Genomic DNA, 20,519 nt, shown 5'->3' with positions numbered 1-20,519 from the left:
TGGTCGTGGGGCTGTGACCTGGGGTTTCCCCGGCCCTCCGGCTCCGCTCAGTCCTGCGTCCGCCGCCGCTGCGTCAGCACCAGCGCCGCCCCGCCGATCACCACCAGCGCCACCGCCACGCCCGTGATCACCGGCGTCACGCTGGACGCGCCGGTCTCGGCGAGGTTGGTGCCGGTGGAGGTGCCGCCCACCGTGGCCGGGCTCGGTTCGCTGAGGGTCTGGGTGGTGTCGCCGGTCTCGTTGCCCTGGGTCTGGCAGTCGAGGACGCCTGTGAAGCGCTTCTGCAGCCCGGCCGGGCCGGTGATCGTGAAGTCGTACGCCTGGTCCTCCTGGAGCGGGATCGTCACCGTCCGTGACTCGCCTGCCGGGATGGTGTGCTCCAGGCCGAGCAGCTCGAAGGTGAACGGCTGGTCGCCCTCGTTCGCCGCGGTGATGTCGATGCCGCCCTCGGCGCAGTTCTTCGCCGCGGAGAGGGCCGGTATCGCGCCCTTGTCGGCCCAGGTCGCGCTGGCCGTCGCGGACACCGTCGACTCGCTGGAGCCGGCCAGGATCTGCGTCTGGCTCCTGCTCTCCGAGGTGAAGGCACGGCCCACCGGCACGGTGGTGGACGCCTGCACAGCCACCTCGGCCGACCCGGCCGCCGCGTCCTCGGGGATCTCGAAGAAGATCTGGCTGCCGTCCTTCGCGGACGTGAGGTCCATGCCGTTCTTGCCGACGATCCGCACCCCGCTGGTGACGGCGTCCGCCGGAGGCGTCACCGTCACGCTGTCCGCGTCGGTGTGCACCGTCACCGGCCCGAGGAGCCCCCCGGAGCGACCGGACACCGCGGCCGGCGAGAGCGTCAGCGAGGCCGAGGGCTCCGCCAGCGCGCGGGCGTTGTCATGGAGGTAGTCGGCGAGCTTCTCCGCCTGCGGGTCGGCGGCGTCGACGTCCGCGCCGTCCGAGTAGCGCCAGATGGCCACCTGCGTACCGGCCGCCGCGTCCTGCTCGGTGAGGCCGCTGCCGATGCCCGCCTTCGCGGCGAGCGCCGCGAGGTCGTTCACCTGCGGATAGGAGTTCTGCAGGATCCAACGGATCTTGCCGGCGTCCTGGTTGGCGCCCAGCGAGGTCCCGCTCCAGGGCGTCTCGTGGTACTTGGCGTCCCGCTGGGTCGGGTTGTAGAGGTCGACGCAGTACGTCTGGAGCATGCCGCCCCCCTCGACGGACATCTCGAACAGACCCGCCGAGACCTCCATGTCCCCGGAGTCGTCGTGTATGACTGCCGTGCCGTACGTCTTCAGGCCGCCTATGGTCGCGGTCGCCCCGCCCTGGACCTGCGCCGTCCCGTCACCGGCGGCGGCCGTGCCGGCACCGGCCAGCACACCGGCCGCGACAAGCCCGGACATCAGCGTCCCGGCGACGAGCCGGGCCACCCCTCGTCCGCGTGCCGACCGCCGCGTGCTGGGCGCAGAGAGCGAAGAAAACACAGAATTCCCCTTCAGGCAGGACCCGTTGACGTGGGGGGAACGGTCCCACCAGCAGAATCAGAAGCCCCGAGAGCCACGTTCGGCATCCTAAGGAAGCGCCGCACCACGGTTCCCGGTGAGGCGGTCGCACGGCCGATCCGACTCGGAATCGTTATCGCCAAGATCACCCGCGAGCAGGGCTTATCGACAAATCCACCCGGGCAGTTCAGGGAGCATTCGCCGATAAGCCGCACTTCGGTACGGCACAAGGCGCCGTCCACCGCGGTCGACTGAGGTCACGTCACCGCGACGGGCTCCGGCTCCTGTTGGCCGGCACCGTCACCCACGGGTGTCTCCCAGTTCGGCTCCGGCTGGGCCGGGGTCGTGTCCGCCGCCCCCGCCTCCGGTTTCTGCCCGCGCCGGAACATGGCCGTCCCGCGCGCCAGGTCGTGCCCGATGGCCACGGCGTCGATGTCGGCCGAGGTCCAGTTCTGCCCCTCGCGCACGTCCGACCGGACCTTCAGCCGGCCCTGGACCACCACCGGGTCGCCCACGTTCAGCGAGGCCGCCGCGTTCGTGGCGAGCTGCCGATTGGCCCACACGGTGAAGAAGTTGGTGTGCCCGTCCGTCCACGCGCTCTTCTCGCGGTCCCAGTAGCGCTGGGTCACCGCCAGCCGGAATCGCGCCGACGGCCCGGCCGCCAGCTCCCGGTACACCGGCTGCGTCGCCACGTTGCCCACCACACACACGATCGTCTCGTTCATCTCGAACCCCTCCCTCGCCCGGCCGGCCCTCCGCACCGGGCGGATAGCGGACGGCGGACACGCGCACGGCTCGTACCGCACGGCTGCGTCCGTCGTACGGGCCCGTCCCGTACGGCTGCGTCCGTCTCCTGTCCCGTCGACCGCGTCCGCCGCGATCGCCGTGGAGCCAGACTGCCTCCGCCGGGCCGAGCCCGCTGAGCGCTGTGGACCACCGCCCACCTGTGGAAAACCCCGCCACCCCAACGAGCGACCCACCCCCGGGAACCCAGCCCCAGGGCCCCAACCACGAGGACCCGGCCCGAGCGCCCCACCCGTAGGAACCCGGCCCGGCGCCCCACCCCTAGGAACCCGGCCCGAGCGACCCGCCCTCGGGAACCGGGCGGCCCCAGCCCCCGAGGGGAACCGGCACGAGCGCCCCACCCACCGAAACCGGCTCAACGCACCCCACCCACGGGAACCGGACGGCCGCGCCCCACCCACGGAACCGGCCTCACCGCACCCCGGCCTCCACCCCCAAAACCCTCCCGTACTGCTCCCGAACCTCCCGGTACCGCAGCAACTCCGCCGCCACCGGATCCAGCACCCGGGCCCGCCCGCACCCGGCCGCCGCCTCCCGGAGCCGCCGCTCCGCCTCCATGCCGTACCGTCTCGCCGGCCCCCGGGCCGCGATCCGGCAGCTCCACTCCACCAGCGGACCACCAATGATCCCGGCCACCATCAGCAGCACCGGCACCCCGAGGTTCGGCGCCATGAAGCCGACGATCTGCCCGACCAGCCACAGCCCACCCACGATCTGAAGCAGCGTCATGGACGCCTGCGCGAGCACGGCCGCCGGCCACCACCCCGGCCGCGGCGGCCGCCCCGGCGGCAGTCCGGCCCGCGCCGCCAGCTCGTCCAGCGCCTCGGGCAGCCCCTGCGAGCCCCGTACAGCCGCCTCCCGCACCGCCTGCGCCCACGGCGCGGGCAGCCCGGCGGAGGCCCGGTCGGCGACGGTCCGCACCGCCTGCTCGACGCGCTGCCGCGCGGTCGCCTCCTCCTCGGCCTGGGCGCGCAACGGCAGCCGCCCGGTGACCGGTTCGAGCCGGACCTGGTACCACCGCCACAGCCGCAGCCACGGCGTCCCGCACGCGCGGTTGGCGTTGCGCAGCCAGGCCCGCTCGGCCGCCTCCCCGGCCGCCGTCGCGCCGACCGCGTCGGCGAGCCGCACGGCGAACTCGTCCCGCGCCTCCTCGCTCAGCCCGGTCCGCCGCCCGGTCGCGTACACGGGCCGCAGGCGCCACGCGGCGGCGTCCACGTCGGCGGAGATCCGGCGCGCGGGCGCCCCGCGCTCCGCCACGAACTGCCCGAGCGCCTCCCGCAGTTCACCCACGCCGTCGCCGGTGAGCGCGGACAGCGCCAGCACGGTCGCGCCCGGCTCGCCGTACTCCCCCAGCGCGATCCCGTCCTCGTCGAGGAGCCGCCGCAGATCGTCGAGGACCTGATCGGTGGCCTCGCCGGGCAGCCGGTCGATCTGGTTGAGGACGACGAACATGACCTCCGCGTGACCCGCCATGGGCCGCAGATAGCGCTCGTGCAGCACCGCGTCCGCGTACTTCTCAGGATCGACGACCCAGATCACGGCATCGACCAGCGCCAGGACCCGGTCGACCTGCTCCCGGTGCTGCACGGCCGCCGAGTCGTGATCGGGCAGGTCGACAAGGACCAGCCCACGCAACTGCGCCTCCATCTCGGCGCTCTGCAGGGGACGCCGCCGCAGCCGCGGCGGAATGCCGAGCCGCTCGATGAGCGAGGCCGAACCGTCGCTCCAGCTGCACGCGATGGGCGCGGCGGTGGTCGGCCGTCGTACCCCCGTCTCCGAGATCGTCACCCCGGCCAGCGCGTTGAACAGCTGCGACTTGCCGCTGCCGGTCGCGCCCGCGATGGCGACGACCGTGTGCTGCCCGGACAGCCTGCGCCGCGCGGCCGCCTCGTCGAGCACCCGGCCCGCCTCGGAGAGCGTCCGGCTGTCGAGCCGGGTACGGGAGAGCCCCACGAGCTCCCGCAACGCGTCGAGCCGCGACCGCAGCGCCCCGTCGTACGCCAAGGGCGCGGCCACCGGCGCCCCGGCCCCCCGCGCCTCCACGACGGCGACCGGCTCACCCCCGGCGGTCTCGTTCACCCGCCGCGCGATCAGCCCGTCGTCCCAGGCCCCGGAGGAGTCCGTACGCCCGCAGGAGTCGTCCCCCACGCGCGCGTGCGCGCCCTCCACGCTTTCCTCGACCTCCACGACCTCTTCCGTCTCTACGACTCCTTCCGTCTCTACGACCTCTACGGCGCCCGAGGCACCACCCTCCACCGGAGCCCCACCCCCGTCCTCCCCGCTCCCCCCCTCGGAAACGGCCTCCTCCGCGTGATCAGCAGGATGAGCGGCGTGATCGGTGTGATCGGCGCGATCGGTGTGATCGGTGTGGTCCTGGTCAGTGACGGCGGTCACCGGTCACCTCTCCTTCTGCAGTACGGACAGCGCGGCGATGAGTTCGGCCTGGGGTTCGGGGTGTACGTCGAGCGCGTCGAGCGGCGCGAGACGGCGCTCGCGTTCGGCGTGCACGACCCGGTCCAGGTGCTCGGTGAGCAGCCGCCCGCCCCGGTCGCGCAACCGCAGCGCGCCGTGGGCGCCGAGGCGCTCGGCGAGGCCCTCACCGGCGGTCCGCGCGCGACGGCCGCCGAGCAGCGCGGTGGCGACGAGGGCGGCGATCACCTCGGGGTCGGGTGCGACACTCCGTTCCAGGTCGCGCACCTCTTCCTCGGCGTACTCCTCGAGCTCGCGCCGCCAGCGCCGTACGGCGAGCCCGATCCGGTGCTCGGGGGTCTCCAGTGCCGGGTCCCGGCCGGTGAGTTCCGGGGCGCCCGCCGCGGGTTCGCGCCGCCAGGCCTCGTCGACGCGTTCGTCGGCGGCGGTGACGGCGCACAGCAGGAGCGCGGCGAGGCTCTCCACGAGCGCGTCGAGAAGTTCCGCGGCGGAGCAGTCGAGCGGAAAGGCCCGCCACCGCTTGAGCGCGTCCCCCGCCAGTACGGCCCCGGCCTGCAACCGCCCCCGCACGCGCGCGTGCTCGCTGTCGTACGCCCCGTCGACGGCGGCGGTGAGCCGCAGCGCGGCGGCGTACTGGGCGGCGGCGGCGCCGGCGAGTTCGGGCATGCGGGCCTTGAGGGAGTCGAGGACGCCGCGCGCGGTGCGCGCGAGGGTGTGCTGCCGGGAGGCGGGGTCCTGGGCCTGGTGCACGAGCCAGGTCCTGAGCGGCGCCACGGCGGTGGCGGGCAGCAGTCCGCCGCCCCAGGCGGACTCGGGCAGCTCGGGCACGGTGAACCGGGGTACGTCGCCGAGTCCCGCCTTGGTGAGCAGGGCGGCGTACTGGCGCGACACCTCGGAGACGACCTGGTGGGGCACCCGGTCGAGGACGGTCACGAGGGTGGCGTCGTACTCCTTGGCGGTGCGCAGCAGATGCCAGGGGACGGCGTCGGCGTACCGCGCGGCGGTGGTCACCATGACCCAGATGTCGGCCGCGCAGATGAGTTCGGCGGCCAGGGTGCGGTTGTCGGCGACGAGGGAGTCGACGTCGGGGGCGTCGAGGAGGGCGAGGCCGGGCGGGAGGGTGTCGGCGGTCTCGACGCGCAGCACGCGCGTGGGGTCCTCGCCGGGCAGCAACAGGTCGTCGCCGCCGTCCTGCTGGGGCACCCACACGCGCGTGAGGTCGGGCAGGACCCGCATGCCGCTGAACCAGTGATGGTCCTCCGGATGGCACACGAGCACCGGCGTGCGGGTAGTGGGTCGCAGCACACCGGCCTCGCTGACCCGGCGCCCCACAAGGGAGTTGACGAGGGTCGACTTCCCGGCCCCGGTCGAACCTCCCACCACGGCCAGCAGAGGCGCTTCGGGTTGCCGTAGGCGGGGCACCAAGTAGTCGTCGAGCTGGGCGAGCAGTTCGTCGCGGTTGGCACGCGCGCGTGGAGCCCCTGGGAGGGGCAGCGGGAAGCGTGCGGCGGCGACACGGTCGCGCAGGGCGGAGAGTGCGTCGAGCAGCTGAGGCCGTACGTCCAAGGTCACCACATGCGAAGAATGCCCAATTTTAGGGGATTTCTGAAGCATATGAGCATGTCTGCGCGCCGACAGGACACAAGGGACGGAAGGGGTGACCGGGACAACGGCATAGTCCAGGCATAACGAGTACACAACACCCGTGGCGTGAGACGCCAAAAGCGATGCACGATTCGTACCTGCCTGCGATTATCAGGACCGCTTCACCGAACCTCCACATTGAGCCACGGAGGCGAAGCAACAGGGACAAGGATCCGGGAGCCCTATCCTTGTCCCCGGCAACGTCACGGATCAGCCCACACCCGGGCACCAGACACGAGGCCACCACACCGGCCCCCGTAGCTCAGTGGATAGAGCAGGCGCCTTCTAAGCGCTTGGCCGCAGGTTCGAGTCCTGCCGGGGGCGCCCTTTTCTCGCAATGCGATGTTCAGGCCACCCGCCGGTAAACTCCCTCGCTCCGTCGCAGATGCTGCAAGTCCACCAGGTAGCGCCGGAGCGTCACATGGTCGGTGTCGCCGTCTTCGCACCAGGCCCGGAGCTTCTCGTTGACCGTCCGTTCCGGGTACTCGACGCCCGGTTCGAAGGTCTGCTCGGCGATGTGTTTCAGTACCCGCTTCTTACGGGTCCACTGCGCGGGCAGGCGTACGAGTCGGCCGTCCCGTACGAAGGTCCGCAGGAGCTGGTCGGTGTCCTCGTCCCCCGACCCCGGGTTCCCGGCGGCCCGCGTCGCCTCCCGATCCTCGCGCGCGTACTGACGGAACAGGTCGTAGGCGACGGCCAGCCGAGTCTCGCCCCCGTCAGCGTCCGCCGCCGTCGCCCTCACCACCCCCTGCTCACGCAGCTTCAGCAGGGCCAGGGCCGTTTCCTTCGCGGGTACGCCGGCCGCCCGCGCGACCTCCTCCGGGGTACCGGCCCCCAGTGCGACCGCGGCGAAGACCCGCACCCGGTTCTCGTCGGTGAACAGACGGATGAGTTGGTCGGTAGCCATGCCCGGAGGCTAGTGGAGGGCCCACACCCCGGCTAAGCGATTTTCCGCCCCCTCCAGGCGACCCCCTGTTCAAAAAGGGTGATCCGCACATGATCGCCGTTACCAGTGGTGAGCGGCGGCGTTGAACCGGCAGTGCGGTGGCTCGTCCTGCTGCCGCGCGGTCATCGATCCAAAAGGAGAACGTGATGTCTCGCATCGCGAAGGCTGCCGGTGTCGCCCTCGGCGCCGGTGCCATGGCGCTCGGCGGCGCCGGTCTGGCCATGGCGGACGCGGGCGCCCACGGTGAGGCCGTCGGCTCGCCGGGCGTCCTGTCGGGCAACCTCGTCCAGGTCCCGATCCACGTGCCGGTCAACGTGTGCGGCAACACCGCCAACCTGGTCGGTCTGCTGAACCCGGCGTTCGGCAACACCTGCGCCAACATCAGCGACGGTCACGACGACAAGGGCGGCTACGGCTACGGCGACTGACGTCCCGTCCGTACCGAAGAGCCCCGGCACTCCGAGCGCCGGGGCTCTTCCCATGCCCCCCGGGAAGGGGTCACGCGTACCGGTAGATCCTGCTGACATCCTCCAGCGAGTCCGGCGTCACGTCCCACGGCGGCAACTTCTCGTGCCGCGCCACGATCCGCCGGTACTGCGCACTGCCCGGCTCCATCGGCTTCGCGGGCAGATAGCGGGCGCCGGGATGCCGGCGCTGCCAGCGGGACCACTGCAGGTCGACGAACGCGTGGTGCATCCAGAACACCGGGTCGTTGACGGACGCGCCGCCGACCATGACACCGCCGACCCAGCGGTGCACCCGGTTGTGATTGCGCCAGGCGGCGGACCCCCGCCCGCTCCCCCACCCCTCCAGTCGGTTGCGGAACCCCTTCGCCGACGTCGAGTCCCAGGGCGAGACGTCGTAGACCGGGTCGGCGAGCGCCGACTCCAGCTCGGCCTTGGTCGGCAGTTCGATCGGGTCGCGGGCGCGGCCGAGGTCCCGGGTGAGGAACTCCCCGTCCGTGACGCCCTCCTTGATGGTCCAGTTGCCCGTCGCGTAGGCGAACGGCCCGGTCGTCACCTGCCGGTCCGAGCGCCGTCCGGTGCCGCCGAGCAGGTCCTTGGTCCAGGGCCCGGCACCGGCCTTGCGGTCCTTGGTCCAGTCCCAGTACGGCACGGTCACCGACGCGTCGACCCGGCGCAGCGCCCGCTCCAGGTCCAGCAGGAACCGGCGGTGCCAGGGCAGGAAGGAGGGCGCCATGTGGGCCGTACGGAGTCCGCCCTCGCCGTCGGTGACGTAGAAGTCGATGTGCATCCGTACGAACTCGTCGTACTCGCCGCGCCGTTTGATCTCCAGCATCGCCTTCACGAAGCGCCGCTTCTCCGCGCTCGTGAGCGTGCTCGCGTCCTTACGGACGTACGCCATGGTGTCCCCCCATGTCATCCATCTCGCCCATGCCCCCCATGTCATCCATCCCGCTCATGGTTCCCGCGTGTCCCATGGGGATCTCGCGCAGTTGCTGCCCCGGCCCCAGTTCGTCGACGGCGGCGCGGGCCGCTTCGAGAGGGGTCTCGTACGACCGGTAGTGGTCGACCATGCTCAGCCAGGTGCCGTCGGCGCGGCGCATCAGCTCCAGTTGGCGGCCGTCGACGGTGACATGCCACTGATCGGCGCCGGAGGCGCGACCCGCGGTGGTCTTGATGCCGCGGATGTGGCGGCCGCGGTAGGTCTCGTCGAAGGCGACCTCGCCGGGGTCGTCCGCGCCGTGCGGCGGCCGGGAGGCGGCGACGAGCGGCGCCAGCGCCAGCGCGCCTGCCGCGGCGAACAGCCCGCGCAGGACGTCCCGTCGACCGCCCCGCAGCGCGCCCCTGACCGGGCCGGGTCCGGCCGGACCGCCCAACGAGGGGTCCGCCCCGACTGCCACTCCGACTCCGACTCCGCCTCCACCGACACTGACGACCATCCTGTGCTCCTCCCGGTTCGGTCGATCCGTACCGGTAACCGAGAAGGAGCCCGCACGGTCACCGTCCGGTGGTCCGGACGGAGCCGTACGGGCTCCCGGGGGGGCGGGCGCGGGCCTCGTCCGGAGCTGTACGGGCTCCCAGGGGCAGGCACGGGCCTCGTCCGGAGGCGTACGGGCTCCCGGGGGCAGGCATGGGCCTCGTCCGGAGCCGTACGGGCTCCCGACGCGGGCGCGGGCCGCCGCGTCTAGAGGCCGGGCCCGGCGACCAGGTTCGCGGCCGGCACGGTCTGCAGGACCGGGGTGAGCACGCCCACCTGGGGCAGCTTCGGCTCGGGGAGGCCGAAGTTGTCGGCGTTCGGCGCGGTCAGCGGGGCGTCGACGGACAGGCCGGGGGCCAGCGTGCGCAGGTCGGAGGCGGGGGCGCCGACGCCGACGTGGTCGAAGTCGTCGCCGAGGAGGTGCGGCAGGGGCGCATGCAGACCGGCGCCGGGCAGCCCGCCGGAGACCGGCAGCTGCGGGATGACCCGCTCGGGGAGGAGCCGTCCCTCGACGTACTGCGGGCCCTCGGGGGCACCCGGCATCGGCAGCGGGATCTCGCCGCCGAGCTTGGGCAGCTCCACGTTGAGGGACTTCTCGACTCCGTCCAGCGGCACCGGGACGGGGACCGTGTCCACCGCTGCGGCGGGGGTCGCGGCGGCGCCCACCGCGGCAGCGACGCCCGTGATGACGGCGGCAAGGGTTCGGCGGGTGGTCGGCTTCATCTCAGGCACGGTCCCTTTCAGGGTTCGGCGGTCTCAACGTCCGTACCGCGTAACGATCCTGAGCCGGTCACCAGCGCAAGATTCCCCCGGCTGCCGCAGTAGTACGACGGCTCCATAGGCTGACTATCAACAGGCCGAAAAGTCGGCTCGTCCGCAAAGCCCACCGGCGGACCGGCGCCGGCATGCCGAGGGGCCGAGGCCCGGTCACGCCGCCTCGGCCCCTGCCGCCCCAGTTCTCTCAGCCCCGCAGACTCCGCGCCGGCAGCACGATGTGCGCCGCGGCGTTCAGCGTCTCGTCCGCCCCGGCGAACGCGGCCAGCGCCTCCGGCTCGACGGGCTTGCCCGGCTCGGCCTCGGGCCAGGGGCGGGTGGTGAACACGAAGTAGGCGAAGCCGCGTTCGGCGACGGCCTCCAGCCACTCCGGCGGCGGGGTGCACTGCGCGTTGAAGCCGGGCATGTTGACGACGGCCGAACCCGCCTCGACGAGCAGGCTGACCGGCAGGCTCGGCCGGGCGTTGCCGTCGACGAGGTCGCCGCCGACGGGCAGGCCGTTGTTCTCCAGCAGCGCTTCCACGGCGGCCGTGGCGGCCTCCGGTCCGGCCGCGGCGTCCCCGAGGGTGTAGGCGAGGAGGTAGGGCATGTCCCCGTCGGGGGCCTCGCCGCTCCAGGCCATGACGACGAGCGTGCCGAGGTCGGCGGCGTTGAAGGGGCGGGTTTCGCTTGAGGTTGAGGTCACCGCGCGACCATATCGACGGGTCCGAATGGGTTCCCGTCCGTTCTCACTCGACCGGGCGACATCCCGCACACGGTCCACACGATCGAGGGACGCCTTCTCGAACACGCCGTGAAAAACACATCGCGGAATACACGCAGAAAAACAAAGGGCCGATTCCGTACGACGCGGAATCGACCCTTGTACGGCGGGCGCGGAATACCTCAGCTACCCACCGGCAGACCGCCGAGCAGCCCGCTGGAGTTCAGCGTGCCGGTCGCGCCCTTCACGGTGTTGAGCACGGAGTCCTTGTTCTCGGTGTCGAGCGCGTTCGACTGGTGCTGGAGCGGCATCACGTCGGCGGGGGCGAGCCGGCCGCTGGTGAGCTGGTTCACGGCACCGGTGAGGCTGGTGGGCGTGACGTCGGCGGCGCTGTAGGCGAACGCGGGCGCGGCGGCACCGGCGAGAGCCACGGAACCGGCAACTACAGCGGCAGCCTTCAGGGACTTCATCGTGTTCCTTTCAGAGAGAATTCTGACACCGTGCCTAACGACTGTTGACCGGACCGGAAACCCCGCACGCAGAAATTTTCTGCAACCCGAAAGACCCAAGAGAAAACAATAGGAAAACAAAACAGCCGTGGTGCCGGCCGACGGGCCCGCACCACGGCTGTCATGGCATTCAGGAGGTGGGCAGCAGGCCTCCGACCGCGCCGGTCGCGGCACCGGTGTCCACCGGGAGCGGTACCGGCAGCGGCAGCGGGAGGCCGCCGGCCAGCAGGAGTGCGAGGACGGCGTTGAGGAGCTTGCCCACGACCGCGGTCGCGGCCGGGATCACCTTGGTGGGGTCGCCACCGGTGGCCGCCGCGAGCAGGTCGCTGACCGCCTGCTGCAGCGCGGCGAGCGCGTCACCGACGGCGTCCGCGGACGGCGCCTTGGAGTCGTCGCCGCTCTTGGTCGCGGGCAGCGGGAGCAGCCCGGTGACCGGCGCGGTCGCGGCCGGGGTGGTCGGCGTGGTGGTGGCCGGCGGGGTGGTGGGAGCCGTGGTGGTCGACGGGGTCGTCGGCGTCACCGGGGTCTCCGGGACCGGGACCGGGGCCGCGGCGGTGATCTTGGCGATGGCCGCCTTCACCGTGTCCAGGAGCTGGGTGGCCTGTTCGGGCGAGATCTGGCCGTCGTCGGCCTTGAGCACGGTGTTCAGCACATCGGTGACCGGGGCGAGCAGGGACCCGAGGTTGCCCAGGGTCTGGACCTGGCCGAGGAGCGCGTCCGCGCCCGGGAGGGGTGCCTTGGCCGCCGACTCGACGCGCTCGCGCTTCGACTCGTGGTCGGCCGCCACCGCGGCGGGCGCGGTGATTCCGAACAGCAGGGCGGCGGTGACGGCGGTGGAAGCGAGACGCAGTGCGGGCAGAGCACGCATGGAGATTCCCTTTCGGTGGGGGCGGATCTTGAGCCCACCGTGAAAGCGCTCGCCACACCCTGCAACCGAGGGAACGCGGGGCGTGACCGTCCGGCTCGCGCGTCATCCCTGGTGAGACGCCCTGTCAAGCCCCGCTCACCGTGTCGCCGCGACCACCCCCCATTCGGGGCAACGCTCGGGGCAACGCAAAACCGGCCGTCCTCCTGAGGGGGAACCACAGGAGGACGGCCGGCGAAGGGGTCCGAGTGGACGTCAGTCGTTGACGCACTCGTTGCCGAAGGCGGGGTTCAGCAGACCGATGATGTTCACGGTGTTACCGCAGACGTTGACCGGAACGTGGACCGGAACCTGAACGACGTTGCCCGACAGGACGCCCGGGGAGTGGGCGGCCGCGCCCTGCGCGCCGGCGTCGGCGGCGGCGATGCCGGCGCCGCCGGCGACGGCCGCGACAGCAGCGGAGGTAAGGACCAGGCCCTTCGCGATACGCGACATGGAGAGGTGCTCCTTGGGTTGACACAAACACCCGGGCGGATGCCCGGCGCTGTGTCAACGCGCGGCACGCGCGGGAGTTGTGCCGCCAATGGGGTGATCTCGCGACGGGCTCGACTTCACCATTCCGACACACTTGTCTGCTTTCTCCGGATTAATACGCATAGCGGCTAGAGTTGCGGACCTCCCGACGCACCCTTATAGCCAGCAAATCGCACTCATTTGACGCCCTGGCACCACGACCCGGGCGTGCCACCTGTGCCCCGCAACCTCCCGGAAGGGCCACCCCGGTCATGCGCCAATCCCTGCGTCCGCTGCTGCGCCGAGCGACGGTGGGAGCCCTCGTCCTCGTCTCCGTCTGGGCACCGGGCGGCGCCCTCGCGGCGGCCCCGCCCTCCCCGGAGGCCGAACGCCTGCCGTTCACCGAGCGGTACCGCGCGCTCCAGCACGGCGGGATCGTCCGCGCGGCCAACGCCGCCATCAGCTGCCGGGTGACCGCGGCCCAGCCCTCGTGCCCGGCGGTCCGCGAGGGCGGCACGGCGGCCAACGGCGACCTCGACATGTTCTACGTCGACGTCGACACCGACCCCAACACCTACAACTCCTCCCGCGCCGAGGTCCGCCTGCCCGAGGGCGCCCGGGCCACGTACGCGCGCCTGTACTGGGGCGGCAACCTGCGCGTCGGCGAGCAGAAGCCGCCGAAGGACAACGGGCGGGTGCTGATCGCCGAGCCCGGCGGCCAGTACAAGGAGGTCCTCGCCGACACCCTGGTCGGCCACCGGGTGGACCGGGGCGCGGACGCCTATCAGGCCTCGGCGGACGTCACGAAGCTGGTGCGGGAGAGCGGTTCGGGGCTCTACACGGTCGCGCAGCTCAACGTGGCCATGGGGAAGTCGAAGGCCGGCGCGTGGGGTGGCTGGACGCTGGTGGTGGCGTACGAGAAGGCGGCGGAGCCGCTGCGGCACGTGGCCCTCTGGGACGGCTTCGACACGCTGACGTCCGGTCAGGACCTCGCGCCGAGCGGTCTGCGCTTCCCCGCGGGTGCCTCCGGCCGGGTGGGGCTCGTCGCCTACGACGGCGACCGCGGCCGAACGGGCGACAGCCTCACCCTCTCGGCCGACTGCCGGGCCCCCGTGGTACTGGCCGACTCCGCCAACCCCGGTACCGACGTGCTGAATTCGACGATCAGCGAGCCCGGCGAACGGCCGGCGACGCGCGTCCCGTCGTACGCGAACACCCTCGGCTACGACTCCGATGTGTTCGATCTCGGGACGGCTCTGCGGCGCGGTGGTGACCAGCTGGCCTTCCGGCTCGTTTCCCAGCGGGACGCGGCGTGGGCCGGCGCGCTTTTCGTCGCCGTCGACGCCCGCAGTTGAGGCGCGTTCCCGCCCGTCCCGAGTGCCATCCGTGAGCGAGGAAACCGCGCAATGCACCAGTCAGCAACCGACCCTCGGCCACGGGTCCTGCACCTTACGCAGCCTGTGGAAGGCGGGGTCGCCCGGGTCGTGACGGACCTGGTGAGGGCCCAGCTCGCGGCCGGTTTCCGGGTCGCGGTGGCCTGTCCCGACGGGGACTTCGCGGACGGGCTGCGGGCGCTGGGCGCCGACGTACGGCACTGGGCCGCGACGCGGTCCCCGGGGCCGTCTCTGCCGGGGGAGGTACGGCGGCTCGCACGGGTGGTCGAAGAGGTACGGCCCGAACTGGTGCACGCACACAGTGCGAAGGCCGGTCTCGCCGGCCGGCTCGCGGTGCGCGGGCGGATCCCGACCGTGTTCCAGCCGCACGCCTGGTCGTTCGAGGCGGTCGGCGGGACCACCGCGGCGCTCGCCCTGAAGTGGGAGCGATGGGGGGCGCGTTGGGCCTCCCGGGTGGTGTGCGTGAGCGAGGCGGAGCGCGCGACCGGCGTACGCGCCGGGATCGCCGCCCCCTGGAGTGTCGTCCCCAACGGCATCGACCCCGCCCGCTTCCACCCCGCCGCCGTGGGCACCGTACGAGCCTCTCTCCTGCCGGATGTCGATCCCGCCGCCCCGCTCGTCGTGTGCGTGGGGCGGCTGTGCCGGCAGAAGGGGCAGGACGTGTTGCTGCGGGCGTGGGAGGCGGTGCTGGAGCGGGTGCCGCGGGCCCGGCTCGCGCTGGTCGGCGACGGGCCCGACCAGGATCAACTGCGGGCTCTGGCACCGGAGTCGGTGCTCTTCGTCGGTGCCGTCGCCGATGCCGCCCCCTGGTACCAGGCCGCCGATCTGGTCGTCCTGCCCTCGCGCTGGGAGGGGATGGCGCTCGCCCCGCTGGAGGCGATGGCGTGCGGGCGGCCGGTGGTGCTGACGGACGTGGACGGCGCCCGGGAGAGCCTGCCGCCGGGTCTCGTACCGCACTGTCTCGTCCCGCCGGAGCAGCCCGCGCCGCTCGCCGGGGCCGTCGCCGAGCTGCTGCTCGACCCGCTGCTGTGCGAGTCGCTCGGCCATCAGGGACGCCGGCACGTCCTGTCCACGCACGACGTGCGGCACACCACCGAGGCGGTGGCGGACCTGTACCGCGAACTGCTCGGTACGACAGGTCGCGTCATGCCCTCCGAGTACAGGGAGTCGATCCACTCGTGACCGCGGAAAGCACACTCCCCTCGCCCGGCGGGCAGCCACGCGACCCCGGCTTCTCGCCCGTCGCGGTCCTCGCCTCGCGCGGCGTCACCGGCGGTTTCCGGTTCCCGCACCGCCGCCCGCAGCCCCGGCCCGCATCGCCCGTGCCGCTGCTCGCCGCGGACCTGGCCGCCGCACTGCTGGGCGCCCTCGCCCTCACCGGCACCGCGCACCAGCCGCTGCTCGCGGCCCTGCTGGTCACCGCGTCGATGCTGCTGCGCCCGCAGGTGCCGCGCGCGGTGCCGGGCGTCCTCGACGAACTGCCCGCCGTGTGCGGCCGGATCGCGGTCGCCTGGCTGGCGCTCGGCGCGCTGGTCGCCGCACACACCCCGCAGTACGCCCTGTCCTACGGCACCCTCGCCACCGGTCTCCTGCTCCAGTCGACGGCCGCCTGCGCGGCCCGCGGCACCGTGCACTGGCGGCGCCGCACGGCCCTGCGCGACCGCCCGCGCGCGGCCCTCGTCATCGGCCCCGCCGCGACCGCGCAGCGCGTGTCCGCCGGCCTGCTGCGCCACCCGCGCTGCGGGGTGCGACCGGTGGGCGTGGTGGCCGAGCAGCCCGACGGCAGCGACGGCCTGCCCGTGCTGACCACCGGCGAGGAGGTCGAGCGGGCGCTCATCCAGAACGGCGTCCGGGACGTCCTCGTCGTGCACCCCTCGGTACGATCCCAACAGGGGCCGCTGCTGCGGGCGTTGGCCGAGTCGGGCTGCGCGGTGTGGGAGGTCGACGCGGACTCCCCCTCGTACGCCTCCCGCGACCAGCTCGCCGGATACGCCTGCCGGCGTCTCGACATGGGCGGCCGACGGCCGGGCAGTGCCGGCAAGCGGCTCCTGGACGTGGTGGTGGCCGGGACGCTGTTGCTGCTGGTCAGTCCGCTGCTGCTGGTGTGCGCGGTGGTGCTGCGGCTGACCGACGGGCCCGGGGTCGTCTTCCGGCAGGAGCGCATCGGCAAGGACGGGCGGCCCTTCACGCTGCTGAAGTTCCGCACCCACCGCCCGGTCGACGAGCACGAGTCGGCGACCCGCTGGAGCGTGGCGAACGAACGCCAGATGTCGTGGTTCTGCCGCTTCCTCAGACGCACCTCCCTCGACGAGCTGCTCCAGCTGTGGAACGTCTTCTGGGGCGACATGAGCCTGGTCGGGCCGCGCCCCGAACGCCCTTACTTCGTAGGCAAGTTCAGCCAGATGTACCCCGGCTACGCGGCCCGCCACCGGATGCGCACCGGCATCACCGGGCTCGCCCAGATCCACGGCCTGCGCGGCGACACCTCCATCGAGGACCGGGCCCGCTTCGACAACGCGTACATCGACAACTGGTCGCTGTGGCAGGACATCTGCATCCTCGCCCGCACCGCCGCCGCGCTCGTCCGCCCGACGGGGAGCTGACCATGAGGCTGCCTCGGGTACTGCCGGTCCTCCCGGCCATCGCCGTGATCGCCCTGCTGGGGCTGCCGATCGGGCCGGGCGGCGAGGGCGGCGCGGGTCCGGCCGACGCGGTCTCCGCGCTGATGGTGCTGTACTGCGGGATCCGTCTCGTACGGGACCGGCGGCGCCCCCTGTCCCGTACCGCCGCCGTGATCCTGGGCCTGCCGGTGGTCGGGCTGGCGATCGCCGCGACGGGCGCCGCGACTCCGGGGGCCGGGATCAGCGGCATGGGCCGCTACCTCCAGATCTTCGTCCTCGTCCCCGCGGCCGTCCTGCTCCTCATCCGGCACCGCGGTGACTTCCGCGTCCTCGCCTGGTCCTTCGTCGGCCTTGCGCTGTGGCAGGGGGCGATCGGCGTGCACCAGTTCCTGACCGGGACCGGTGCCTCGTACCAGGGGCAGGAGATCCGCGCGGTCGGCACCTTCGGGGCGCAGGACGTGATGGGGATGGCGACCGTCGTCTGCTTCGGGCTGATCTGCGCGGTGGGGCTGGCGCTGGGCACAACCGCCGTACGGCAGCGGGCGGTTGCCGCGTGCTGTGGGCTGGCGCTGCTCGTGCCGCTGGCCCTGTCCTTCAGCCGCGGGGCGTGGATCGCGACCGCGGTGACCTGTTCGGTGCAGCTGGTGCTGGCCGGGATGCGGCGGGCGCTGAAGGTGGGGGCCGTGGTCGCCGCGCTCGGGGTGATCCTCGTAGGCGGCTTCGGCGTCGGCTCGGCGATGCTCCAGGAACGCGTCAACAGCATCACGCAGGTCACCGACGCACCCGACCAGTCCGTCACCGACCGGTACACGATGTGGGCGGCGGCGGTCGACATGTGGCGCGAACAGCCGCTGACCGGCGTCGGGTTGAAGGGCTTCCCCGAACACCGGGACGCCCACGCCTCCCTCGCGCTGTCCGCGGGCAGCGACACGGAGGGCGCGGGCGCGGCCTTCCGCAAGCAGCCGCTGCTGTCCCCGCACAACATGTACCTCCTGATCCTCGCGGAACAGGGCCTGATCGGACTGCTGGCGCTGGCGGGGGGCTGGTTGGCGCTGGTGGTGTGCGGGCTGCGGGGGCTGGCGCGGGTACGCCTGTCGGGGCAAGCGCTCGACTGTGGGCTCGTCGCCTGTGGGCTGCTGGTCTGGCAGTTGACCGACTTCATGTACGCGGACATCGGCGGGCCCTCGACCGTGCTGACGGCCGTGTGCTTCGGGTTGGCGGCGTGGTGGGGGCTGGTCGGGAGCGGCCCGCGGGAGTCCGTGCCGTTGCCGCCGCCGGTGCCCGCCCGCGCCGAGGAGGCCGCAGCGCGATGAGGCTGACGCCTTCCCGGCTGCCTCGGGGCGACGCGGAGGACACCAAGGGCGCTGAGCCCGGTGCCGGCGCCCGCGCGAAGGCCGCCACCCGCGGCAACGCCGATACCCGCGCCAAGACCCTCGCCCATGTCGACTCGGACGCCCTTCCCCACGCCGAGCCCCGCGCCGACTCCGACGCCCGTCCCTACGCCGAGGCCCATGCCAAGGCCGCCCCCCGTCCCGTCAGCGCCCCGGCCCTCCCCGCCGCCCGCACCGCCGTACCGGCGCCCGGCGCCACCGACGTAGCCCCCGCCTCCCGCGGCTTCCTCGCCAAGGCCACCCTCATCACCGCCGTCCTCACCGCCGCCGGTGCCGTGCTCGGGCTGGCCCGGGATCAGGCGTTGGCGCGGCTGTTCGGGGCCGGGAGCGAGACGGACGCGTTCCTCGTCGCGTGGACCATCCCGGAGTTCGCGTCGACGCTGCTCATCGAGGACGGCCTGGCCTTCGCGCTGGTCCCGGCGTTCAGCCTCGCGCTCGCCCGGCGGGCGCAGGGCGCTCCCGGCGACCCCGTGCGGGTGCTGGTCGGCAGTACGCTGCCGCGCCTCTCGCTCGCCTTCGTCGCCGTGTCCGCGCTCATCGCCGGCACCGCCCCCTATCTCGTCGAGGCCCTCGCGCCCGGCCTGCCCGACCCGGCGCTCGCCGTCGACTGCACCCGCCTCACCGCGGTCTGCGTGCTCGGCTTCGGGCTCGCCGGGTACTGCAGCGCGGCCCTGCGCGCGCATCGCAGGTTCCTCGCACCGGCCGCGATCTACGTGGCGTACAACGTCGGCATCATCACCGCGATGTTCGTGCTGGGCGGGCAGTGGGGCGTACGGTCGGCGGCGGTCGGGGTGGCCGTCGGCGGCGCGCTGATGGTCGTCGTACAACTGCCGTCTTTCGTCAGGGAGTTGCGGCGGAAGGCGCCCGCCGTCGAGGAGCCGGCGGCCGGGGACTCCGAGCGTGCCGTCACCGGCGCCCTCGTCGCCACCGTCCTGCTCTTCGCGCTGTGCCGGCAGTCGCAGACGCTCATCGAGCGGTTCCTCGCCTCCACGCTCGACGCCGGGGCCATCTCGCATCTGAACTACGCGCAGAAGGTCGCCCAGATCCCGATGACGCTGTCGATGATGCTGTGCACGGTCACCTTCCCGGTGGTCGCGCGGGCGTTGGCCGACGGTGACGTCGAGCGGGCCCGCAACCGGGTGGAGCGGGATCTGGCGCTGGCCACCTGCGTGCTGCTGCTCGGCGCGTCCGTGGTCATCGCCTGCGCTCCGCAGATCGTCGAACTCCTCTTCCAGCGGGGCGCGTTCACCGCCCGGGACACCGCCGCGACCGCGGACGTCATGCGGGTGTACGCACTCGGGCTGCTCGGTCAGACCCTGACCGGCGTGCTCGTGCGGTCGTACTTCTCGGCGGCCCGCCCCAGCTGGTACCCGGTCGTCGCGATGGCCACCGGCATCGTCGCCACGTCCTGGATCGGCGCCTGGACGGTGGGGCCGTGGGGGGTGCTGGGCATCGCCGCCGCCAACGCCTCCGGCATCACCGTGACGGCCGTGGTGCTGCTCGCCGGGATGGGGCCGCGCAGTGTGCCGATCCGGGTCCGGCGCGTGCTGGGCGAGCTGAGCAAGCCGGTGCGGGCGGCGGTGATCGCGACCGTGGCGGGGACGTTCGTCGCCGAGCAGGTGCCGGCGGCCGTGCCCGGGCTCGCCGCGGCCGGCACGACCGCGGTCGCCGTGTTCGTCCTGCTCGCCTGGGCGCTGGACGCCCAGGGCGTCGTACCCGCACTCCGACCCGTACGCACCCTCACGCGGAGGCTCACGCATGGCCGCACCCGTTGATCCCGCCGCTCCGGCCGGATCGCGCACCGTTCCGTGGATCGCGATGTACCACTCGGTCGGCGACTGCTCCGACGACCCGTACCGCATCACGGTCACCCCGGACCGTCTCGACCGGCAGCTGACCTGGCTCGGCCGCCGCGGTCTGCGCGGAGTCTCGGTGGCCGATCTGCTGGCGGCGCCCGACCGCACGGACCTCGTAGGGCTCACCTTCGACGACGGGTACGCCGACTTCGTCACCGCCGCCCTGCCCGTCCTGCGGCGGCACGGCTTCGGCGCCACGCTCTTCGTGCTGCCCGGGCGGCTCGGCGGCGACAACGCCTGGGACCCGCTGGGCCCGCGCAAGCCGCTGCTCACCGCCGACGGCATCCGCCAGGCGGCTCGGGCGGGCGTCGAGATCGGCTCGCACGGTCTCACCCACGTCGACCTCACCCGGGCCGACGACCTCCGGCTGAAGTCCGAGATCGTGGAGAGCCGGGCCGTGCTGGAGGAAATCACCGGCACGGAGGTCGGCGGCTTCTGCTACCCCTACGGCACCCTCGACCAGCGGGCCGTCGACGCCGTACGGGAGGCCGGGTACCGGTACGCCTGCGCCATCGACCCCGGCCCGGTCGACAGCCCCCTGGCCCTGCCCCGCGTCCACATCGGGCAGAACGACACCGCCGTACGCCTCTTCCTCAAGCACCGGCTGCACCGGCTGCGGCGCCGCCCCGTCGAGGGGGTCTGAG

The 20,519-nt window shown here is 73.0% G+C and carries 19 protein-coding genes and 1 tRNA gene; 8 read left to right on the top strand and 12 right to left on the bottom strand.

The window, feature by feature from the left end; all coding sequences use genetic code 11:
- Window positions 1-47 precede the first annotated feature (47 nt).
- From IQ210_RS01955 to IQ210_RS01940, 4 genes are all read right to left on the bottom strand, one after another.
- Complete coding sequence (locus IQ210_RS01955) at window positions 48-1,466, bottom strand: Cys-Gln thioester bond-forming surface protein (RefSeq protein ID WP_256781043.1); 1,419 nt, start codon at window positions 1,464-1,466, stop codon at window positions 48-50.
- Window positions 1,467-1,741: 275 nt separating this feature from the next.
- Window positions 1,742-2,209, bottom strand: a complete 468-nt coding sequence (locus tag IQ210_RS01950; protein WP_194076166.1) for a single-stranded DNA-binding protein — start codon at window positions 2,207-2,209, stop codon at window positions 1,742-1,744.
- Between the two features lie 490 nt (window positions 2,210-2,699).
- Window positions 2,700-4,682 (bottom strand): GTP-binding protein, encoded by a 1,983-nt coding sequence (locus tag IQ210_RS01945; protein WP_194076154.1) that lies wholly within the window; start codon window positions 4,680-4,682, stop codon window positions 2,700-2,702.
- Between the two features lie 3 nt (window positions 4,683-4,685).
- Window positions 4,686-6,293 carry a dynamin family protein gene (locus IQ210_RS01940; RefSeq protein WP_194076144.1) on the bottom strand — a complete coding sequence of 536 codons (1,608 nt, stop codon included), beginning with the start codon at window positions 6,291-6,293 and terminating at the stop codon, window positions 4,686-4,688.
- Between the two features lie 320 nt (window positions 6,294-6,613).
- Here IQ210_RS01940 and IQ210_RS01935 point away from each other — a divergent pair.
- Window positions 6,614-6,686: transfer RNA gene (locus tag IQ210_RS01935), tRNA-Arg, on the top strand.
- 22 nt (window positions 6,687-6,708) lie between these two features.
- On the opposite strand, the gene IQ210_RS01930 is transcribed toward IQ210_RS01935, so the two are convergent.
- Complete coding sequence (locus IQ210_RS01930; RefSeq protein WP_194076130.1) at window positions 6,709-7,269, bottom strand: DUF2087 domain-containing protein; 561 nt, start codon at window positions 7,267-7,269, stop codon at window positions 6,709-6,711.
- A gap of 185 nt (window positions 7,270-7,454) precedes the next feature.
- Between IQ210_RS01930 and IQ210_RS01925 the strand changes: the two genes are divergently transcribed.
- Entirely contained in the window at window positions 7,455-7,736 is a 282-nt protein-coding gene (locus IQ210_RS01925) for a chaplin (protein ID WP_194076128.1), read from the top strand.
- Between the two features lie 70 nt (window positions 7,737-7,806).
- Here IQ210_RS01925 and IQ210_RS01920 read toward each other — a convergent pair whose 3' ends face one another.
- The 7 genes from IQ210_RS01920 to IQ210_RS01890 all read right to left on the bottom strand — a co-directional run bounded on the left by IQ210_RS01920 (window position 7,807) and on the right by IQ210_RS01890 (window position 12,595).
- Complete coding sequence (locus IQ210_RS01920) at window positions 7,807-8,673, bottom strand: tyrosinase family protein (RefSeq protein WP_194076126.1); 867 nt, start codon at window positions 8,671-8,673, stop codon at window positions 7,807-7,809.
- Complete coding sequence (locus tag IQ210_RS01915; RefSeq protein WP_194076124.1) at window positions 8,657-9,211, bottom strand: tyrosinase family oxidase copper chaperone; 555 nt, start codon at window positions 9,209-9,211, stop codon at window positions 8,657-8,659. The genes IQ210_RS01920 and IQ210_RS01915 overlap by 17 nt, the downstream gene beginning before the upstream one ends.
- A gap of 245 nt (window positions 9,212-9,456) precedes the next feature.
- The gene (locus IQ210_RS01910; RefSeq protein WP_194076122.1) at window positions 9,457-9,972 is read right to left on the bottom strand and encodes a hypothetical protein; all 516 of its coding nucleotides are present in this window, start codon (window positions 9,970-9,972) and stop codon (window positions 9,457-9,459) included.
- A gap of 238 nt (window positions 9,973-10,210) precedes the next feature.
- The gene (locus IQ210_RS01905; protein WP_194076120.1) at window positions 10,211-10,708 is read right to left on the bottom strand and encodes a DUF5949 family protein; all 498 of its coding nucleotides are present in this window, start codon (window positions 10,706-10,708) and stop codon (window positions 10,211-10,213) included.
- Window positions 10,709-10,908: 200 nt separating this feature from the next.
- Complete coding sequence (locus tag IQ210_RS01900; RefSeq protein ID WP_194076117.1) at window positions 10,909-11,196, bottom strand: hypothetical protein; 288 nt, start codon at window positions 11,194-11,196, stop codon at window positions 10,909-10,911.
- Window positions 11,197-11,365: 169 nt separating this feature from the next.
- The gene (locus tag IQ210_RS01895; RefSeq protein ID WP_194076115.1) at window positions 11,366-12,103 is read right to left on the bottom strand and encodes a hypothetical protein; all 738 of its coding nucleotides are present in this window, start codon (window positions 12,101-12,103) and stop codon (window positions 11,366-11,368) included.
- A 252-nt stretch (window positions 12,104-12,355) separates the two neighbouring features.
- Window positions 12,356-12,595: a chaplin gene (locus tag IQ210_RS01890; protein ID WP_194076112.1), complete on the bottom strand. Its 240-nt coding sequence runs from the start codon at window positions 12,593-12,595 to the stop codon at window positions 12,356-12,358.
- 290 nt (window positions 12,596-12,885) lie between these two features.
- On the opposite strand from IQ210_RS01890, the gene IQ210_RS01885 reads away from it, so the two are divergent.
- From IQ210_RS01885 to IQ210_RS01860, 6 genes are read left to right on the top strand one after another with little or no spacing between them, the layout of a single operon-like run.
- Window positions 12,886-13,968 carry a DUF3344 domain-containing protein gene (locus IQ210_RS01885; protein ID WP_194076110.1) on the top strand — a complete coding sequence of 361 codons (1,083 nt, stop codon included), beginning with the start codon at window positions 12,886-12,888 and terminating at the stop codon, window positions 13,966-13,968.
- Window positions 13,969-14,019: 51 nt separating this feature from the next.
- On the top strand, window positions 14,020-15,189 hold the full coding sequence (locus IQ210_RS01880) for a glycosyltransferase (protein ID WP_194076108.1): 1,170 nt from the start codon (window positions 14,020-14,022) through the stop codon (window positions 15,187-15,189).
- Window positions 15,186-16,610, top strand: coding sequence for a sugar transferase (locus IQ210_RS01875; RefSeq protein WP_194076105.1), 1,425 nt, complete (start codon window positions 15,186-15,188; stop codon window positions 16,608-16,610). The genes IQ210_RS01880 and IQ210_RS01875 overlap by 4 nt, the downstream gene beginning before the upstream one ends.
- Before the next feature lie 2 nt (window positions 16,611-16,612).
- The gene (locus IQ210_RS01870) at window positions 16,613-17,941 is read left to right on the top strand and encodes an O-antigen ligase family protein (RefSeq protein ID WP_194076103.1); all 1,329 of its coding nucleotides are present in this window, start codon (window positions 16,613-16,615) and stop codon (window positions 17,939-17,941) included.
- Entirely contained in the window at window positions 17,938-19,794 is a 1,857-nt protein-coding gene (locus IQ210_RS01865) for a murein biosynthesis integral membrane protein MurJ (RefSeq protein WP_228046691.1), read from the top strand. Before IQ210_RS01870 ends, IQ210_RS01865 begins: the two co-directional genes overlap by 4 nt.
- Window positions 19,778-20,518 carry a polysaccharide deacetylase family protein gene (locus IQ210_RS01860; protein ID WP_194076101.1) on the top strand — a complete coding sequence of 247 codons (741 nt, stop codon included), beginning with the start codon at window positions 19,778-19,780 and terminating at the stop codon, window positions 20,516-20,518. Before IQ210_RS01865 ends, IQ210_RS01860 begins: the two co-directional genes overlap by 17 nt.
- Window position 20,519 lies beyond the last annotated feature (1 nt).

The organism is Streptomyces justiciae, assembly GCF_015163075.1.
In the GTDB taxonomy this organism is placed as follows: Bacteria; Actinomycetota; Actinomycetes; order Streptomycetales; family Streptomycetaceae; genus Streptomyces; species Streptomyces justiciae.
The sequence above is the reverse complement of the archived record's forward strand: the minus strand, read 5'-3'. Positions and strand labels throughout refer to the sequence as shown.

What these genes read in the sequence shown, in the direction of transcription:
- IQ210_RS01950 (WP_194076166.1), bottom strand. Translation starts at nt 2,209, where the DNA reads ATGAACGAGACGATCGTGTGTGTGGTGGGCAACGTGGCGACGCAGCCG.
- IQ210_RS01930 (WP_194076130.1), bottom strand. Translation starts at nt 7,269, where the DNA reads ATGGCTACCGACCAACTCATCCGTCTGTTCACCGACGAGAACCGGGTG.
- IQ210_RS01925 (WP_194076128.1), top strand. Translation starts at nt 7,455, where the DNA reads ATGTCTCGCATCGCGAAGGCTGCCGGTGTCGCCCTCGGCGCCGGTGCC.
- IQ210_RS01920 (WP_194076126.1), bottom strand. Translation starts at nt 8,673, where the DNA reads ATGGCGTACGTCCGTAAGGACGCGAGCACGCTCACGAGCGCGGAGAAG.
- IQ210_RS01915 (WP_194076124.1), bottom strand. Translation starts at nt 9,211, where the DNA reads ATGGTCGTCAGTGTCGGTGGAGGCGGAGTCGGAGTCGGAGTGGCAGTC.
- IQ210_RS01910 (WP_194076122.1), bottom strand. Translation starts at nt 9,972, where the DNA reads ATGAAGCCGACCACCCGCCGAACCCTTGCCGCCGTCATCACGGGCGTC.
- IQ210_RS01900 (WP_194076117.1), bottom strand. Translation starts at nt 11,196, where the DNA reads ATGAAGTCCCTGAAGGCTGCCGCTGTAGTTGCCGGTTCCGTGGCTCTC.
- IQ210_RS01895 (WP_194076115.1), bottom strand. Translation starts at nt 12,103, where the DNA reads ATGCGTGCTCTGCCCGCACTGCGTCTCGCTTCCACCGCCGTCACCGCC.
- IQ210_RS01890 (WP_194076112.1), bottom strand. Translation starts at nt 12,595, where the DNA reads ATGTCGCGTATCGCGAAGGGCCTGGTCCTTACCTCCGCTGCTGTCGCG.
- IQ210_RS01885 (WP_194076110.1), top strand. Translation starts at nt 12,886, where the DNA reads ATGCGCCAATCCCTGCGTCCGCTGCTGCGCCGAGCGACGGTGGGAGCC.
- IQ210_RS01880 (WP_194076108.1), top strand. Translation starts at nt 14,020, where the DNA reads ATGCACCAGTCAGCAACCGACCCTCGGCCACGGGTCCTGCACCTTACG.
- IQ210_RS01870 (WP_194076103.1), top strand. Translation starts at nt 16,613, where the DNA reads ATGAGGCTGCCTCGGGTACTGCCGGTCCTCCCGGCCATCGCCGTGATC.
- IQ210_RS01865 (WP_228046691.1), top strand. Translation starts at nt 17,938, where the DNA reads ATGAGGCTGACGCCTTCCCGGCTGCCTCGGGGCGACGCGGAGGACACC.
- IQ210_RS01860 (WP_194076101.1), top strand. Translation starts at nt 19,778, where the DNA reads ATGGCCGCACCCGTTGATCCCGCCGCTCCGGCCGGATCGCGCACCGTT.